This is a genomic window from Rhodococcus sp. NPDC004095, assembly GCF_053604015.1.
Window position 1 is genome coordinate 81986 of the sequence record NZ_JBSGGS010000004.1, and the last position, 13829, is coordinate 95814.

General features: G+C 69.8%; 10 protein-coding genes (1 of these 10 cut by a window edge). All 10 read right to left on the reverse strand.

Going from position 1 to position 13829, the window contains the following annotated elements; all coding sequences use genetic code 11:
• Positions 1 to 3948, reverse strand: the 5' end (the start) of a protein-coding gene (locus tag ACWEPG_RS08875) for a non-ribosomal peptide synthase/polyketide synthase (RefSeq protein WP_452594273.1). It extends 39597 nt beyond the left edge of the window; the window shows 3948 of its 43545 coding nt (coding positions 1–3948); its start codon is at positions 3946 to 3948; the stop codon falls past the left edge of the window.
• A 752-nt stretch (positions 3949 to 4700) separates the two neighbouring features.
• Complete coding sequence (locus ACWEPG_RS08880) at positions 4701 to 5276, reverse strand: mce associated protein mas1a (protein ID WP_450114607.1); 576 nt, start codon at positions 5274 to 5276, stop codon at positions 4701 to 4703.
• A complete protein-coding gene (locus ACWEPG_RS08885; RefSeq protein WP_450114608.1) occupies positions 5266 to 6483 on the reverse strand; it encodes an MlaD family protein in 1218 nt (405 codons plus the stop codon). Before ACWEPG_RS08885 ends, ACWEPG_RS08880 begins: the two co-directional genes overlap by 11 nt.
• The gene (locus ACWEPG_RS08890) at positions 6483 to 7541 is read right to left on the reverse strand and encodes an MCE family protein (RefSeq protein WP_452594274.1); all 1059 of its coding nucleotides are present in this window, start codon (positions 7539 to 7541) and stop codon (positions 6483 to 6485) included. Before ACWEPG_RS08890 ends, ACWEPG_RS08885 begins: the two co-directional genes overlap by 1 nt.
• Positions 7541 to 8686, reverse strand: a complete 1146-nt coding sequence (locus ACWEPG_RS08895; RefSeq protein WP_450114610.1) for an MCE family protein — start codon at positions 8684 to 8686, stop codon at positions 7541 to 7543. Before ACWEPG_RS08895 ends, ACWEPG_RS08890 begins: the two co-directional genes overlap by 1 nt.
• The gene (locus ACWEPG_RS08900) at positions 8683 to 9729 is read right to left on the reverse strand and encodes an MCE family protein (protein ID WP_450114611.1); all 1047 of its coding nucleotides are present in this window, start codon (positions 9727 to 9729) and stop codon (positions 8683 to 8685) included. The genes ACWEPG_RS08895 and ACWEPG_RS08900 overlap by 4 nt, the downstream gene beginning before the upstream one ends.
• Positions 9726 to 10799, reverse strand: coding sequence for an MCE family protein (locus tag ACWEPG_RS08905; RefSeq protein ID WP_452594275.1), 1074 nt, complete (start codon positions 10797 to 10799; stop codon positions 9726 to 9728). The genes ACWEPG_RS08900 and ACWEPG_RS08905 overlap by 4 nt, the downstream gene beginning before the upstream one ends.
• Positions 10796 to 12064, reverse strand: coding sequence for an MCE family protein (locus ACWEPG_RS08910; protein ID WP_452594276.1), 1269 nt, complete (start codon positions 12062 to 12064; stop codon positions 10796 to 10798). Before ACWEPG_RS08910 ends, ACWEPG_RS08905 begins: the two co-directional genes overlap by 4 nt.
• A 1-nt stretch (position 12065) precedes the next feature.
• On the reverse strand, positions 12066 to 12923 hold the full coding sequence (locus ACWEPG_RS08915) for an MlaE family ABC transporter permease (protein ID WP_450114614.1): 858 nt from the start codon (positions 12921 to 12923) through the stop codon (positions 12066 to 12068).
• Positions 12923 to 13732 (reverse strand): MlaE family ABC transporter permease, encoded by an 810-nt coding sequence (locus tag ACWEPG_RS08920; protein WP_450114615.1) that lies wholly within the window; start codon positions 13730 to 13732, stop codon positions 12923 to 12925. The genes ACWEPG_RS08915 and ACWEPG_RS08920 overlap by 1 nt, the downstream gene beginning before the upstream one ends.
• Between the last annotated feature and the right edge of the window lie 97 nt (positions 13733 to 13829).

Below are 13829 nucleotides of genomic sequence, written 5' to 3' on the forward strand. Positions count from 1 at the left end.
GGCGAGCAGGGCGTCGTTGACGCCGCCGCGGAACTGCGCGGGCAGCGTGGTCAGCAGCGCCTCGGTGGTCGGGCCGCTCAGCTCGACCTCGATGCGCTGCTCCGTGGCCGCCACGTCGACGGCCGGGTCCAGGGCCCGCGCACCGAGCAGCGGGTCGGGCCCGTCGACGATCCCGCGCCAGGTGTCGAGTTCGGCGACCCGCTCCGGGGCCTGCGCGGCCTCGAGAAGACCGTGCGCCCAGCGGCGCAGCGACGTGCCGACCTCGGGGAGGGCCGGAGCGGCGCCGGCCGCGATCTGCAGCCACGCCGTCGCGAAGTCCGGCACGAGCGCGCGCCAGGACACACCGTCGACCGCGAGGTGGTGGACGACCGCGAGCATCCGGTCCACGTCGACGACCGCATCCGCAGCGGTGAGCCGGACGAACTGGGCCATCACGCCTGCTGCGGGATCGAGCCTGCCCGCGGCAGCCGCGGTCTCGGTCTCGATCTGCGCCGCGAACGCCTCGGTTCCCGGGGCCGCCACCGCGGGGACCTCGACGACGAGGTCCGCGGCCGACACCGACCCGATCGGGAGGGCGCGGAAGGCCACGTCGGTTCCGGAGCCGGTCAGCTGCGACCGCAGCATGTCGTGGCGGTCCAGCACGGCCTGCACCGTCGCGATCACCTGATCGGACGCTGCGCCCTCCGGCAGCACGAGCACCAGTGCCTGCGCGAAGCCCGCGAACGTGCCGAGGTCGAGCATCGAACGCACGATCGGGGTGAGCGGCACGTCGCCGACGCCACCGCCGGGCAGTTCCTCGAGCCGGGCCGCGGCGGCGTCCGCGTCGTCGACGATCCGGGCGACCTCGGCGAGGCCCGCGACGGTGCGACGCTCGAACACGTCCCGCGCGGTGAACGAGAGACCGGCCGCCTTCGCGCGGGAGACCAGCTGCATCGAGATGATGCTGTCGCCGCCGAGCTCGAAGAAGCTGGCGTCGACATTGATCCGATCGAGGCCGAGGACCTGGGCGAAGACCGCCGCGATCCGGTGTTCGAGCGGGGTGCTCGGATCGCGGTGCTCGCCGGCCGCGGCGGTCGGCAGCGGTTCCGGCAACGCCGCGCGGTCGAGCTTGCCGTTGACCGTCAGCGGGATCTCGTCGAGGACGACGACCGTGGCGGGGACCATGTACTCCGGCAGCTGCCTGCCGGCGTGCCCGAGCAGGTCGGCGGTGTCGACCTGCTCGCCCTCCACGGGCAGCACGTAGGCGACGAGGAGGCTCTGCCCGGCCGCACCGGTCCGCACCTGGGTGGTCGCGAAGTCGACGGCGGGGTGGCTCGAGAGCGCGTCGTCGATCTCGCCCAGCTCGATCCGGAAGCCACGGACCTTCACCTGGAAGTCGGAACGGCCGACGTAGTCCAGGTCGCCGGCGCCGGTCCAGCGGACCACGTCGCCGGTGCGGTACATCCGGGCGCCCGGCTCGCCGAAGGGGTTCGCGACGAATCGCTCGGAGCTGAGCGCGGCGCGACCGTGGTAGCCGCGGGCGAGGCCCGGGTTGGCGATGTACAGCTCGCCGGCCACCCCGATCGGGGTCGGTCGCAGCTGCGAGTCGAGGACGAGGGCGTGCACGCCCCGCATCGGGGCACCGATCGTCACCGGCATGTCCGGGGTCAGCGGATCGGTGATGGTGACGATGACCGTGGTCTCGGTCGGGCCGTACGCGTTGCGCAGACGGCCGTCCCAGCGGGCGGCGAGCTCCGGCGGGAGCACGTCGCCACCGGTGATGACGCGGACCAGCTCGTCCAGGCCCTCGGGGTTCAGGGTCTGCGCGGCGGGAGGCGTCGAGACCAGCGTGGTCACGTGCTCGCTGGCGAGCACCGCGGCCAGGTCGTCGCCGCCGAGCACGGTCGGCGGCGTGACCACCAGGGTCGCGCCGTGCGCGAACGCGGCGAGCATCTCACCGAACGCGGCGTCGAAGCTCGGCGACGCGAAGTGCGCGACGCGGGCCTCGGGGGTGACCGAGTAGGTGACGCGCAGGTCCGCCGCCAGGGTCGACAGGCCCAGGTGCGGGACGACGACGCCCTTCGGCTTGCCGGTCGAACCGGACGTGTAGATGACGTAGGCCGGGTTCGCGGGACGGATCGGCGCGAGCCGGTCGGCGTCCGTGACGGGGTCGGCGGACTGCGCGGCACACAGCTCGCCCAGCTCCGCGGAGTCGAGGACCAGCCAGTCCACGCCGTCCGGCAGGTCACCGCGGTGCGCGGCCAGCGTCACGCCCTCGGCGATCTGCGAGTCGGTGACCATGTGTGCGATGCGGTCGGCCGGGTAGTTGGGGTCGATCGGCAGGTAGGCGCCACCGGCCTTGGCGATGGCCCAGACCGCGAGCACCGATTCCAGCGAGCGCGGCGCGGCGAGGGCGACGAAGCTCTCCGGCGCGACCCCGCGGTCGATGAGCACCCGCGCGAGCCGGTTGGCCCGGGCGTCGAGCTCACGGTAGGTCCACTCGGTGCCGTCGAGGGTGACCGCGACGCGGTCGGCGTGCAGCTGCGCACTCTCGGTGAGGATGTCCGCGAGGACGCGCGGCTCGGTCGCCTTCTCGCCCCGCCGGTCCGCCAGCCACACGACCTCCGCTTCGCCGACGTACTCGAGGTCGGAGAGGGTGGCCTCGGGGTCGGCGGCGACGAACCGGGCGAGGAAGTCGAAGAAGCGTTCGTGGTGCCGCGCGACCTCCTCGTCGGTGTAGCGGGCCGGGTTGCCGATGAAGTCGATGTGGGTGCTGCCGGTGCCCGTCTCGTACAGGTTGAGCATCAGGTCGTCGACCGGGCCGGACGAGAGCACGTGCAGGTGCGAGGTCATCTCGCCCAGGCGCAGGTCGCCCAGGCCCATCATGATGTTGACGACGGGTCCGAAGTACGCCCGCTCGGCGCCCTGGACGCCGAGATCACGCCGGATGTCCTCGGCGCGGTACCGCTGGTGCCGCAGGGCGCCGACGAGCTGCACCTGCACGGACTCGACGAGGCTGCCGATCGAGGTGTCCGCGCCGACCGTGACACGCAGCGGCACCACGTTCGACACCATGCCGCCGGCGCGGCGCATCGCGGCGGTGGTGCGCGCGGACACCGGCAGCGAAAGCAGGACGTCCTCGGTGCCGGTCATCCGGCCGAAGTAGGCGGCGAACGCGGCGATGCTGGCGGGCGCGAAGGACGGGCCGGCCTCGGTCATCCGGTCCACGGTCTCCGCGGACAGCGGCGCGCTGGCCACCCGGCTGAGCGCCTGCGCGGGGGCCTGGCGGGGGGCGAAGCTGACCGGCTCCGGCAGCCCCTTCGCGATTTCGCTCCAGTACTCCCGGTCGGTGGCGAAGCGGGAGGAGGTCCGGTACTTGTCCTCGGCCTGGTAGAGCTCGAACAGCCCGTCCTTGCGCTCGGTGGGCAGCTCGGCGCCCGAGAGGGCCTCGGTGTACAGCTCCGCGGTGCGGGTCATCAGCGTGATCGCGCCGAGACCGTCCAGCGCGACATGGTGGCAGCGCGCGTACCAGTAGTGATGATCCGGCCCCAGGGTGAGCAGGGCGCAGAGGATCAGGGGATCACCGAGCAGGTCGAGCGGGGCGGTGTACTCGGCCTGCATCCACGCCCGAGCGGCCGCGGCGGGGTCGGACTCGCCCGAGAAGTCGAGACGGACCATCGACTGGTCGATCGTGCGGTCGACCATCTGATAGGGACGCCCGTCGACGTCGAGGATGCGAAGGTAACCGGAACCGAGTTCCTTGCCGACAACGATGAGAGCGCGTTCGAGCAGGTCGACGTCGAGTGCACCGCGAAGATCCACGTACTGCGCCATGTTGATCGGCACATCGGGATTCAGCTGCTGCGAGAGCCACAATCCGAACTGGGCGGCCGAGAGGGGGAACGCGCCGGCGGGGACTCCCGCCGCCTCCCCCGCCCGTGCTCCCACGTTCGTCGTCGCCTCGTCCACTCGTATCCTCCTCGTTGCCGTCGCCACGGCCTCGTTCGTGAAGGACCCGAACGCACGAATCGAGGACCCCATGTCCCCCGACTCAGCAGGTCCCTCTCGAATCAACTCTCGCGCCCCCGCGTCCGAACATGCCGAACCGGCACGGTTGAACACCAGGGGTCCTTCTCATTATCTCTTGTGGATGTGCAGCCGTTACTTTGGGTCCGGGGTCTGACACATCCGATACAATGCCCACCGACACGGCCTTGTCCTGCGGAAACGTGCCTCAGTCGGGGTTGGGACGGGGCCGTGTGATCGAGTGAATGCACCCACGTGGGCTGCCCTCGATGTGATATCGGTCGAACAGCTGTCATTCGGTCATCCGACCATCACGAAATGGGCACTCGACCCGACTTCCACATCTGCCACCGTCGGGCTCCCGCCACGCCGGCCTCTCGCCGAATCGGCCTCCTCGCCGCGCCGCTCCGTCGAGCAGCGCCTGAAGTTCGATCGCCACCCCGAGGAGCTCGCACCGGCCGGCGCGAGCGGGCAGCCCGGCACGGACCGCTCCACCGGTCCCGTCGACCCGATCCACCCCGACGTGGAAGATCCGGCAGGTGCCGGACGTGCATTGGTATCAGACCGCGCGTCGGTGCCGCAAACACCGAGACGCTGTGTCGCGGCCTCGCGGCGGGAGGTTCATTCGACCGCGGGACACCACGCACCACGGGCCGGCGGAGCGGCGGGGTCGCCGGTGCCGAGTTCCGGTGCAGCTAGTTGGTGTCGACGTTGTCGACCACCCAGCGGTCACCGTCCCGAATCAGGGTGACGACCATCCGGTACTTCTGGGTGTTGCCCTCCGGGGAGACGACGTTGGTCGCCTGCTGGTCGACGAAGACGAGGACCACCGCCCGGTCCTCGTCGAGGGACTCGATCCCGATGTGCCCGGCGGTCGCCGTCGCCTTGCCCTTGCCGTCGGTGACGATCTGTCTCAGGGCGTCCACCATCTCGCTGTACTTCGCCGCGAATTCCGGCGTCGACCCGGACACGATGGCGTCGCGGTTGGCGTCGAGGTTCTCGAAATCGAACGACGACAGTGCCACGGCGTAGTCGCGGGCGGTGTCGATCGCCTCGGTCCGCCGTGCGTCGGCCGAGCTGTCGCCGAGCACGTCGAGCAGCAGTGCCGCGGACACCGCAACGAGGGCGACCGCCAGCAGACCTGCGATCACGGCGACAGGCCGCTTCCAGACGGGCCGGCGCGCGGGTGCACCCGGGGTGTCCTCGCCGCTCCCCGGTTCGGTCCCGGTGCGATCCGTCACGACGGCCTGTCCCGAGCTGTCATCTGCCATTGCCGAGGCCTTCCAGAAGCGATTGCCAGTACTCCAACGCCTCGGTTCCCGTGGGAATCAGAATCGGATCGGCGACGGGCGGGTACCCGATCGGGGTGCCCGGCGTCGTCGCGTTCTGCAGTCCGAGGCCGTTCGGGCGAGGCGCATTGCGCGAGCCTCGCTGCGCTAGGTTGTCCGCAGGCGGACAGTAATACGTCAGGTTCGGCGAGGTGGGGCTTTCGTCGCCGACGGCGCGCCGGACCGTGTCGTGGTAGCACACCTGTCCCAGCGTTCCCACCAGCGTGAAGTTGGCGCGGTCGCCGGTGACGATCGATTCCAGCTTCCCGAGCCCGTGAGGGATGTCGTTCAGCCCCGACGCGAGGGCCGCCTGCCGATCGGAGATGACCGGCGCCACCGTCACGAGGTTTGCCAGCAACGCACCGAAGGTGTCGTGGTAGCGGTCGAACAGCGCGTGCGCCTGGTCGAGGGCGCCCGGCGAGGTGTCGGCCAGGTACACGAGCACCGGACCGTTCGTGTCGAGCTGCTCCGTGAAGTTCCGCGCGGCGCCCATGCCCCGCACGAACGGGGTCGACTCACCGGCCATGGTGGTGACCAGGCTCGCGGTGCGCTCGAGCAGACTCGTGAGCATCGGAGCCTGCTGGTCCATCTGTGCCGTGATGGCGTCGCCGTTGTCGATCAGGCTCGCCAGCGCGGGCCCGAGACCGTCGAACGAGGCGCCCAGTTCGGTGCCGATGTCGCTGACGGCCTGCGGGTCGATGCCGTCGAGGAGCCGGGCGGCATCGGTCATCAGGTCACCCATCTGCACCGGCTGCTGCTCGGCCGGGGCCGCGAGCTGCTCGCCCTCCTGCAGATAGGGCCCGTCGCCGGTGTTCGGGAAGATGTCGACGTTCTGGATTCCCGCGGCGGTACCCATACCGACCTTCGCGACGCTGTCGACGGGGATCTCGACCCCCGGATCGAGTTCGTAGTCGACCCGCGCGCCCCCCGCGTCCGGATCGAGCCGGACGGACGAGACCTTCCCCACCGCCACGCCGCGATAGGTCACGGCCGTGCCCGTCGTCAGGCCGCGCGCATCGGTCATCACCGAGTACACGTGGAGCGGGGAGCCGAGCGCCTGTGGACCGATCACGTAGTTGATCGCGAACGGAATCACGATCGCGGACACGATCGCGAACAGCACCAGCTGTACGAGGACCAGACGTCTCATCACCGTCCTCCCTTCAGCAGGGCGGCCAGGTCTCCGGCCGTTCCCGACACCGGGGTTGACCCGGCCGCGCCCGGGGCCGGGCCGCCGACGAGCAGCTTGTCGATGCTGTCGGGGACGTCGAGTGCACCGTCGAAGCTGAGGTAGTCGCCGTGGACCGCACTGCCGAAGTTGTCGAGGAACGTGCTCATGTTGTCGAGCGTGGACCCGATCTCGGAGTTGAAGGACGCCAGAGCCGCGATCGTCACCGACGCATCCGAGACCATCGTGCCGAGTCCGTCGGGGTCGTCGGACACGATCGAATTCGCGGTGTCGGTCAGCTGCCTCGACGACTCGAGCAGCGCCGCGATGCTGTCGCGCTGGGCGGTCAGCGCCCGGACCGCGTCGGGCATGGTGTCGAGGTACGCGTCGACGGTGGCCTGCTGCCCCGCGAGCTGCTGCGAGATGCGCGCCGCGGTGTCGATCGCGACTTCGAAGTCGTCCTGGTTCGTGGTGGCCTTGGCGAGCAGCGTGGTCATGGTGTCGGTGAGGCCGCGGATCTCGCCGGAGCGTCCCGAGAAGGCCGCGTCCAGTTCGTTCACGACCGTCTGCAACTGGGCCAGCCCACTGCCGGTGACGATCGCGCCCAGGGTCGCGAGCATGCTCTCCACCTGCGGTCCGATGGTGGTACGCGACTCGACGATCACGTCACCGTCCTGGAGCGGGCGCGGTGACGGGTCGTTCGGCGGCGTAAGGCGGATGAACGGGCTGCCGAGCGCCGACGGCAGTTCCACCGCGGCGAGTACGTTGTCCGGCAGTTCGGTCGCCTCTTCGAGACTGAGCTGCGCCGTGGCGCCGATCGTGTCCGTCGCGAGGTTCCGGATCCGGCCGATCACCCGCTGGCCGGTGCGCACGTCAGCGCCGAGGAGCAGTCCCTCGGCGGTCGCCAACTGCAGGGTCACCGTGTAGTCCGGCCCGTCGGCGGTGCGACCGAGCGGCAGGTCCTGCATGCCGGCGCTGCACCCCGTGGTGAGCAGGACGGCCGCGGTCGCTGCCGCGAGGGAAATCGTCCGTGTGCGCATCAGTTGCCCCCCGGGGCCTGGGTTCCGCCGGTCACCGTGCCCGCGATGTTCAGCGGGTCGGACGCGCTGACAGGGAACGGGATCGGGTTCGTGAAGCCGGCGCCCGTGCACAGCGGCAGCGGGTACTGCTTGCACAGCGGTTCCGCGACGGCGAACTGTGTCAGGGCGGTCGAGATGTTCAGCCGGATCCGGCCGCGGTTGGTGTCGTCGATGCTGCCTGCCAGGTTCTGCATGAGCAGCGGCACCATGTCCATGAACTCGGCGAGGCCTGCCTGGTTCGCGGTGAGGACGTCGCCGACCGCGTTGAGGTTGTCGACCGCGACGCCGACCGAGTCGCCGTGCTCGTTCATGAAGGTCCGCACCTGGTCCAGGACGACCTGCAGGTCCTGGAGCGGTGCAGCGATGTCGACGTCGGTCGAGGCCCACTGGTCGCCGACCGCGCCGAGGTCACGGACGAGTTCGTCGAGGCTCACCTGTCGGGCGTCGAGGGCGCCCATCAGCGTGGACAGGTTCGTCACGAGGGCACCGATGTCCTCGGCGCGGGCCCCCACGACTCCCGTGGCAGCGCTGAGGTTGCGCATCGCCTCGTTGAACTCCTCGCCTCGCCCATGCCATCCGTCGGCGGCCTTGGTGAGCAGCTGCGCGGTCGATCCGGTCTCGCCGCCCACCGCCTCCGTGAGCGTGCTGATGCTGTTCATCAGCGAGTCGAAGTCGATCGGAGCGTGACTGCGTTCGGCGGGGATCTCCGCACCGTCCTCCAGTCGCGGGCCTCCGCTGTAGGTGGGCCCGAGTTCGACGTGCCGGTCGCTGATCACCGACGGGCTCAGCACGTAGGCGCTCGCGTCGGCGGGCAGTTCCACGTCCGCGGGCATCGACATCGTCACCCGCACCGTGGTGCCCTGCGGCTCGACCTCGGTGACGGTTCCGACCGGAACCCCGAGCACGGTGACCTTGCTGCCGACGTAGATCCCGTTGACGTAGGCGAAGTTCGCGTGCACGGTGGTCGACCGGTCGGTGCGCGCGAAGACGAACCATCCCGCGATCGCCAACACCACCACGGTCAGCAGCGCCGTCACCAGGATCGGCAGGCGTCGCCGCTTCGTCGGTCCGTCACCGCCCCACGTCGTCGTCGATTGAATACTCATCGGCACCCCTGCATCACTCCGAGGGCACACAGCAGGTTGTCCGGAATCACCGCGGCGGGGGCGCTCACGTCCGTCCAGGCGCCGTTGCCGGTCGCGTCGGTGGCGCCGCGCAGCGCGGGCGGCACCTTCTGCATGATCTGGTCGATGTTCGCGGCGTTCTGCTTCAGCGTGCCGGTCACCGCGACCAGGTTCTCCACCATCGGCCCGAACTCGGCCTCGCGGGCGCTCATCGTGGTCGCGAGGGTGTCGAGCACCGAGGTGAGGTTGTCCACCAGATCGGTCAGCGCCTGCCTCCGGACGGCGAGGATCTGCATCACGGTCTGGGTGTTGTGCGCGGTGGTCGTCAACGCGTCGCTCTGCCGGACCATGAGGTCCGACAGGGACCGCGACATGGTCAGCAACCGGTCGACCTGCTCGCCGTTCTGCGCGAACGCGGCCGAGGCCCCACCGAGCCCGGTCAGGGCCTTGCCCAGCTGCTCGGAGTCGCTGGGCAGCACCTGTTCGAGCGTGGTCAGCATCGCCTGCAGCGATTCGACGTCGACGCCGTGCGCGGCGTCCGTCGCGTCCCGGCTCACTTCGTCGAGGCTGTAGGGAACGGTGGTGCGGGACAGCGGAATCACGGTCTGGCCGTCCTCGACGCCCCCCGGCACCACTTCGAGGTAGCGCTTGCCGAGCACGGTCTTGAGCCGAACCGTCGCGGTGGTCTGGTTGCCCAGCGGCTGGCCGTCGTCGAGCCGGAAGCTCACCATCACGTGGTCGCCGGCGAGTTCGACGCCCTCGACGCGGCCGGCGGGGACACCGGCCACGTACACCGGGTCGCCGCCGGAGAGCCCGCTCGCGTTGGCGAGCTCGGCGGCGTAGGGGTGCGTCCGCATCTGGTACCACACGCGAGGAGCGCCGACCGCTGCGAGCAGCCCGATCAGCAGCACCACGATGCCGACCACGCCGAGTGCCATCGGGGTGGAGCCGCTGCGCCGTTCGCCCTTGAACAGGAACAGGACGATGCCGACGAAGTGGTCGATCAGCTTGACCAGGAACATCATTGGCACACCTGCGAGTGGGTGGTCCCGAAGATGTTCGCCTCCATGTCCCCCGCCTCCAGGGTGAAGTTGCACAGGTAGAGATTGACGAAGCCGCCGTAGCTGCCGATCCGGTTCACGTCAGCACCGAACTCGGGCATCTTCGCGACGAACGCGTAGAACTGGTCGGTCGTGCCGATCCAGGCGTCGGTGAGCGACTTCAGATCGGAAACCGATCGCCCGAAGGCACCGTTCGACACAGCCATCAACCGGGCGAGGTCCGCGAGCGCTGAGTTGCCGCCGTCGAGGAGGGCGATCAGCTGGTCGTTGCTGCCGACGACGGTCGACGACAGCGCCGCGAGACCGGCGAGCAGATCCTCGAGCTGCGGCGAGCGCGCGTCCACCGACGAGAGCAGGGAGGACATGTTGCCGACCAACTGCTCGAGCACCGGTTGCCGCTCGGCGAGCCCGCCGCTGAGGTCGCCGATCTGGGTGAGCAGGGTTGCCATCGACCGGCCCTGACCGGAGAACGTCTCGACGAAGCCACGGGTGAGCGTGTTGACCTGGTCGGGTGCCAGCGCGTCGAACAGCGGACGGAAGCCGTTCATCATGGCGGTCAGGTCCACCGGCGGGGTGGTGCGGTCCAGCGAGATCGTCGATCCCGGCGGAAGAATATCGGCTCCCACCTCCGAATGCGTTGCTCCCTCTGGGGATTCACCCGTGGCGGACACCGGACGCGCATCCGCGCCCGACAGCGCGACGTAGCGGGCACCGAGCATGTCCCCGTAACGCACCGCGGCGGTGACGTCGGCGGTCAGCGGGTGGTCCGCCTCGACCTCGATCTGCACGACGGCCTTGCTGGTGCCGCCGCCCGCGTCGGCGAAGGCGATGCCGTCCACCCGCCCGACGCGGACGCCGGCCATCATCACCGGGTTGCCCGGGGTCAGGCCCTCGACGTCGGTGAACTCGACGGAGTAGCGCTCCGCGTCGCCGCGCACCGGCACGAGCAACGTGTTGGCGACCATGACGCCGCACGCGATGCCGGCGGCACAGAACCCGACGAGCTTCACCACGGGAACCCATCCGAGCTTCATCGGACGGTCACCTCGTTTCCACGTACGAGCGGACCGAGCATCATGACGGTCGCGGGGTTGGGCACGCCGCCGGGCAGCGCGGGCAGTCCCCGCAGTTGCGACTCGAGCACACCGAGCGGGTGGGCCTCCCTGGCTCCGTCGACGACGGGCACCGCCGCGGCGGCGACTTCGGACACCCGGTTCGACTGCTGGCGGGCGGCCTGGGCCGGTGTGGGCGCACCGCTGCAGTACGCGCCGGTCTGGGTGCCGTAGGTCGGGCAGTCCTCACCGGTGTACGGGAACGGGTCCGCGAACGACGGCACGGCGGTGATGTCGAACTTGCCGGAGGAGAACACCCGGGCGCCCGCGGCGCCGAACGACTTGGCGCCGGCGAGGGTGGCGGTCAGTCCGTCCGGATTCGCGGCCGTCGTGGCGAGGATGACGCCAACCGAGTCCACCACGGTGGTGACCGACTGCTGCCGCTCCGAGACGAATCCCGCTGCGGTCGAGGAGAACCCGGATGCGGCGGTGAGCATCCTGCCGATGGAGTCGGAGTGTTCGGAAATGTTCCGCGACACCGACGCCGCCGATGCCAGGGTCGCGACCACGTCGGGGGTCGCGGCGTCCAGGGCTGTCATCACCTCCCGGAACTCCGGTGTGGCGTCGAGGAACTGCTCCGTCGCGGGAGTCATCGTCGTGCTCACCGAGGCGAGCCGGTCGACGACCCGTCCGATTGTCTCGCCGCGGCCGTCGAGCGCAAGACCGAGCGCGGTCAGCGCGGTCTGGAGCTTCTGCGGCTGCATGTGGTCGAGGACGTCGACCAGCTTGGTGTAGATGCTGTAGAGGGCCACGGCGTCCGGCCCCTGGTCGACCACGATGGTGTCGCCGTCGGCGAGGGGGTCGGCCGGAGCTCCCGTCGCCGAGTCTCCATCGTCGACGAGCTGGATGTAGATGTCGCCGAAGAACGTGCGGGGCACAACACGGGCCACGACCGTGGACGGGATCGAGGCGATGGAGCTCTGGTCGATCTGCAGGCTCACCACCGACGACTCGGTGCCCGAGTCGATGCCCGAGATCCGCCCGACGTTGACACCGATGTAGCGCACGGGAGCTTCCCCGGTGATGAGGCCGGCGGAGGCCGGGATCGCGACGGTGATCTCGGGGTCGCGGTGCAGCGAACCGGATCCGCGCAACACCATCACGACCGCGACGACCACGCCGAGCATCACCGCGAGGACTCCGCGCAGCGCCAGCCCGATCCGGGCACGTCCGGTGAACTGGTCCATGTCAGATCCCCAGTCCCGGAATCTCCGGGACGAGGCCCCAGAGCGCGAACGTGAGCAGCACGTCGAGCACGCCGATCGCCAGGATCGCGGTCCGCAGGGCGCGGCCCGCGGCCTGCCCTACCCCGGCCGGACCGCCGGACGCGTAGTAGCCGTAGGCGCAGTGCACCAGCGACACCACCGCCGCGAACACGATCGCCTTGAGCGCCGAGTACACGAGATCTTCCGGTGACAGCGCGAGGTGGAAGAAGTAGTCGTAGGTGCCCGCGGAGGCTCCACCGAAGAACACGATCACCAGCCGGGTGGACAGGTAGCTGGCGAGCAGACCGATGAGGAAGATCGGGATCACGCAGACCATCGCCGCGAGTACCCGGGTGCCGGCGAGGAACGGGATGGAGCGGATCGCCATCGCGTCCAGGGCGTCGATCTCGTCGGAGATGCGCATCGCGCCGATCTGCGCGGTGAATCCGGTGCCGACCTTGGCTGCCAGAGCGATCGCGACCACGACCGGCGCCAGCTCCCGGGTGTTCGCGATCGCCGACAGCATCCCGGACATCGTCGTCATGCCGACGAGTTCGAGACCGCGCTGGGTTTCGACGCCGAGCATCATGGCCGCGGCGAGGGACATCGCGAACACGATGCCGATCGTGCCGCCGCCGGAGAGCACCGAGTTGGTCCCGAAGCTCACCTCGCTGATCTGGGCGAGCACGTGCTTGCGGTAGTGGATGAGCGCGTACGGCATCGACGCGAGGGCCCTGCAGTAGAAGGTGACGTGTCGGCCGATGGACGCGAGTGCGTCGACGATCTGGCGGAACGGCGCTGCGGCGCGACGCAGGTGGAAGCGCGCGTCGACGGCGACCATCAGTACGCCCCGACGGCGGGCACGATGACCGTGTACAGCGCGGACAACGCGGTGTTCACGATGAACACCAGCGCGAAGGCGATCACCACGGCCTCGTTGACGGCGTCGGCGACCCCGCGCGGGCCGCCCTTGGTGTGCAGACCCTTGAACGTCGCGACCAGGGTCGAGGTCAGGCCGAAGACCGCGGCCTTCACGAGCGCCATCACGAAGTCCGACATCCGGCCGTACTGGCTGAACGTGGACATGAACGTTCCGGCCGGAAGATGCTGGACGTAGATGTGATAGAGGTAGCAGGCCATCACACCACCGAAGGTGACCATCGCGCACAGGGCGAGGGAGACGACGACGGCCGCGACGAGCCGGGGTGCGACGAGGCGCTCGATCACGTCGAGCCCCATGACCTCCATCGCGTCGATCTCTTCGCGAATCTTCCTCGACCCCAGGTCGGTACAGATCGCCGATCCGGCGACGCCGGCCATCATCAGTGCGCAGACGAGCGCCGCCGCCTGGCCGACGATGATGAACGCGACCACGGCCCCCGAATATCCGCCTGCGCCGATCCGGCCCGCCAGTTCGCCGACGGAGACCGCGATGAACACTCCGATGGGGATCATCAGCAGCAGTGAGGGTCCGGTGCTGACCCGCCCGATGAACAGGGTTTGCGTGACGGTCTCGCTGATCGACAGCCGGCGGGCGAAGACGGCCCGGATCAGCGCCACGATCGACAGGACCGCAAACCCGATGAGATGGCCACCCTGGTTTGCGACGTCCCGAAGCGGCCCCTTCGCCACGGGCAACTCGTAGGTCACCGCTGCTCCCCCCGTTGGTCAACTACATGTGAAACGCATGACATGTGAACCGTGATTCGCAAAACACTATGCGCCGGACCCGCAGCGCGACAAGAGC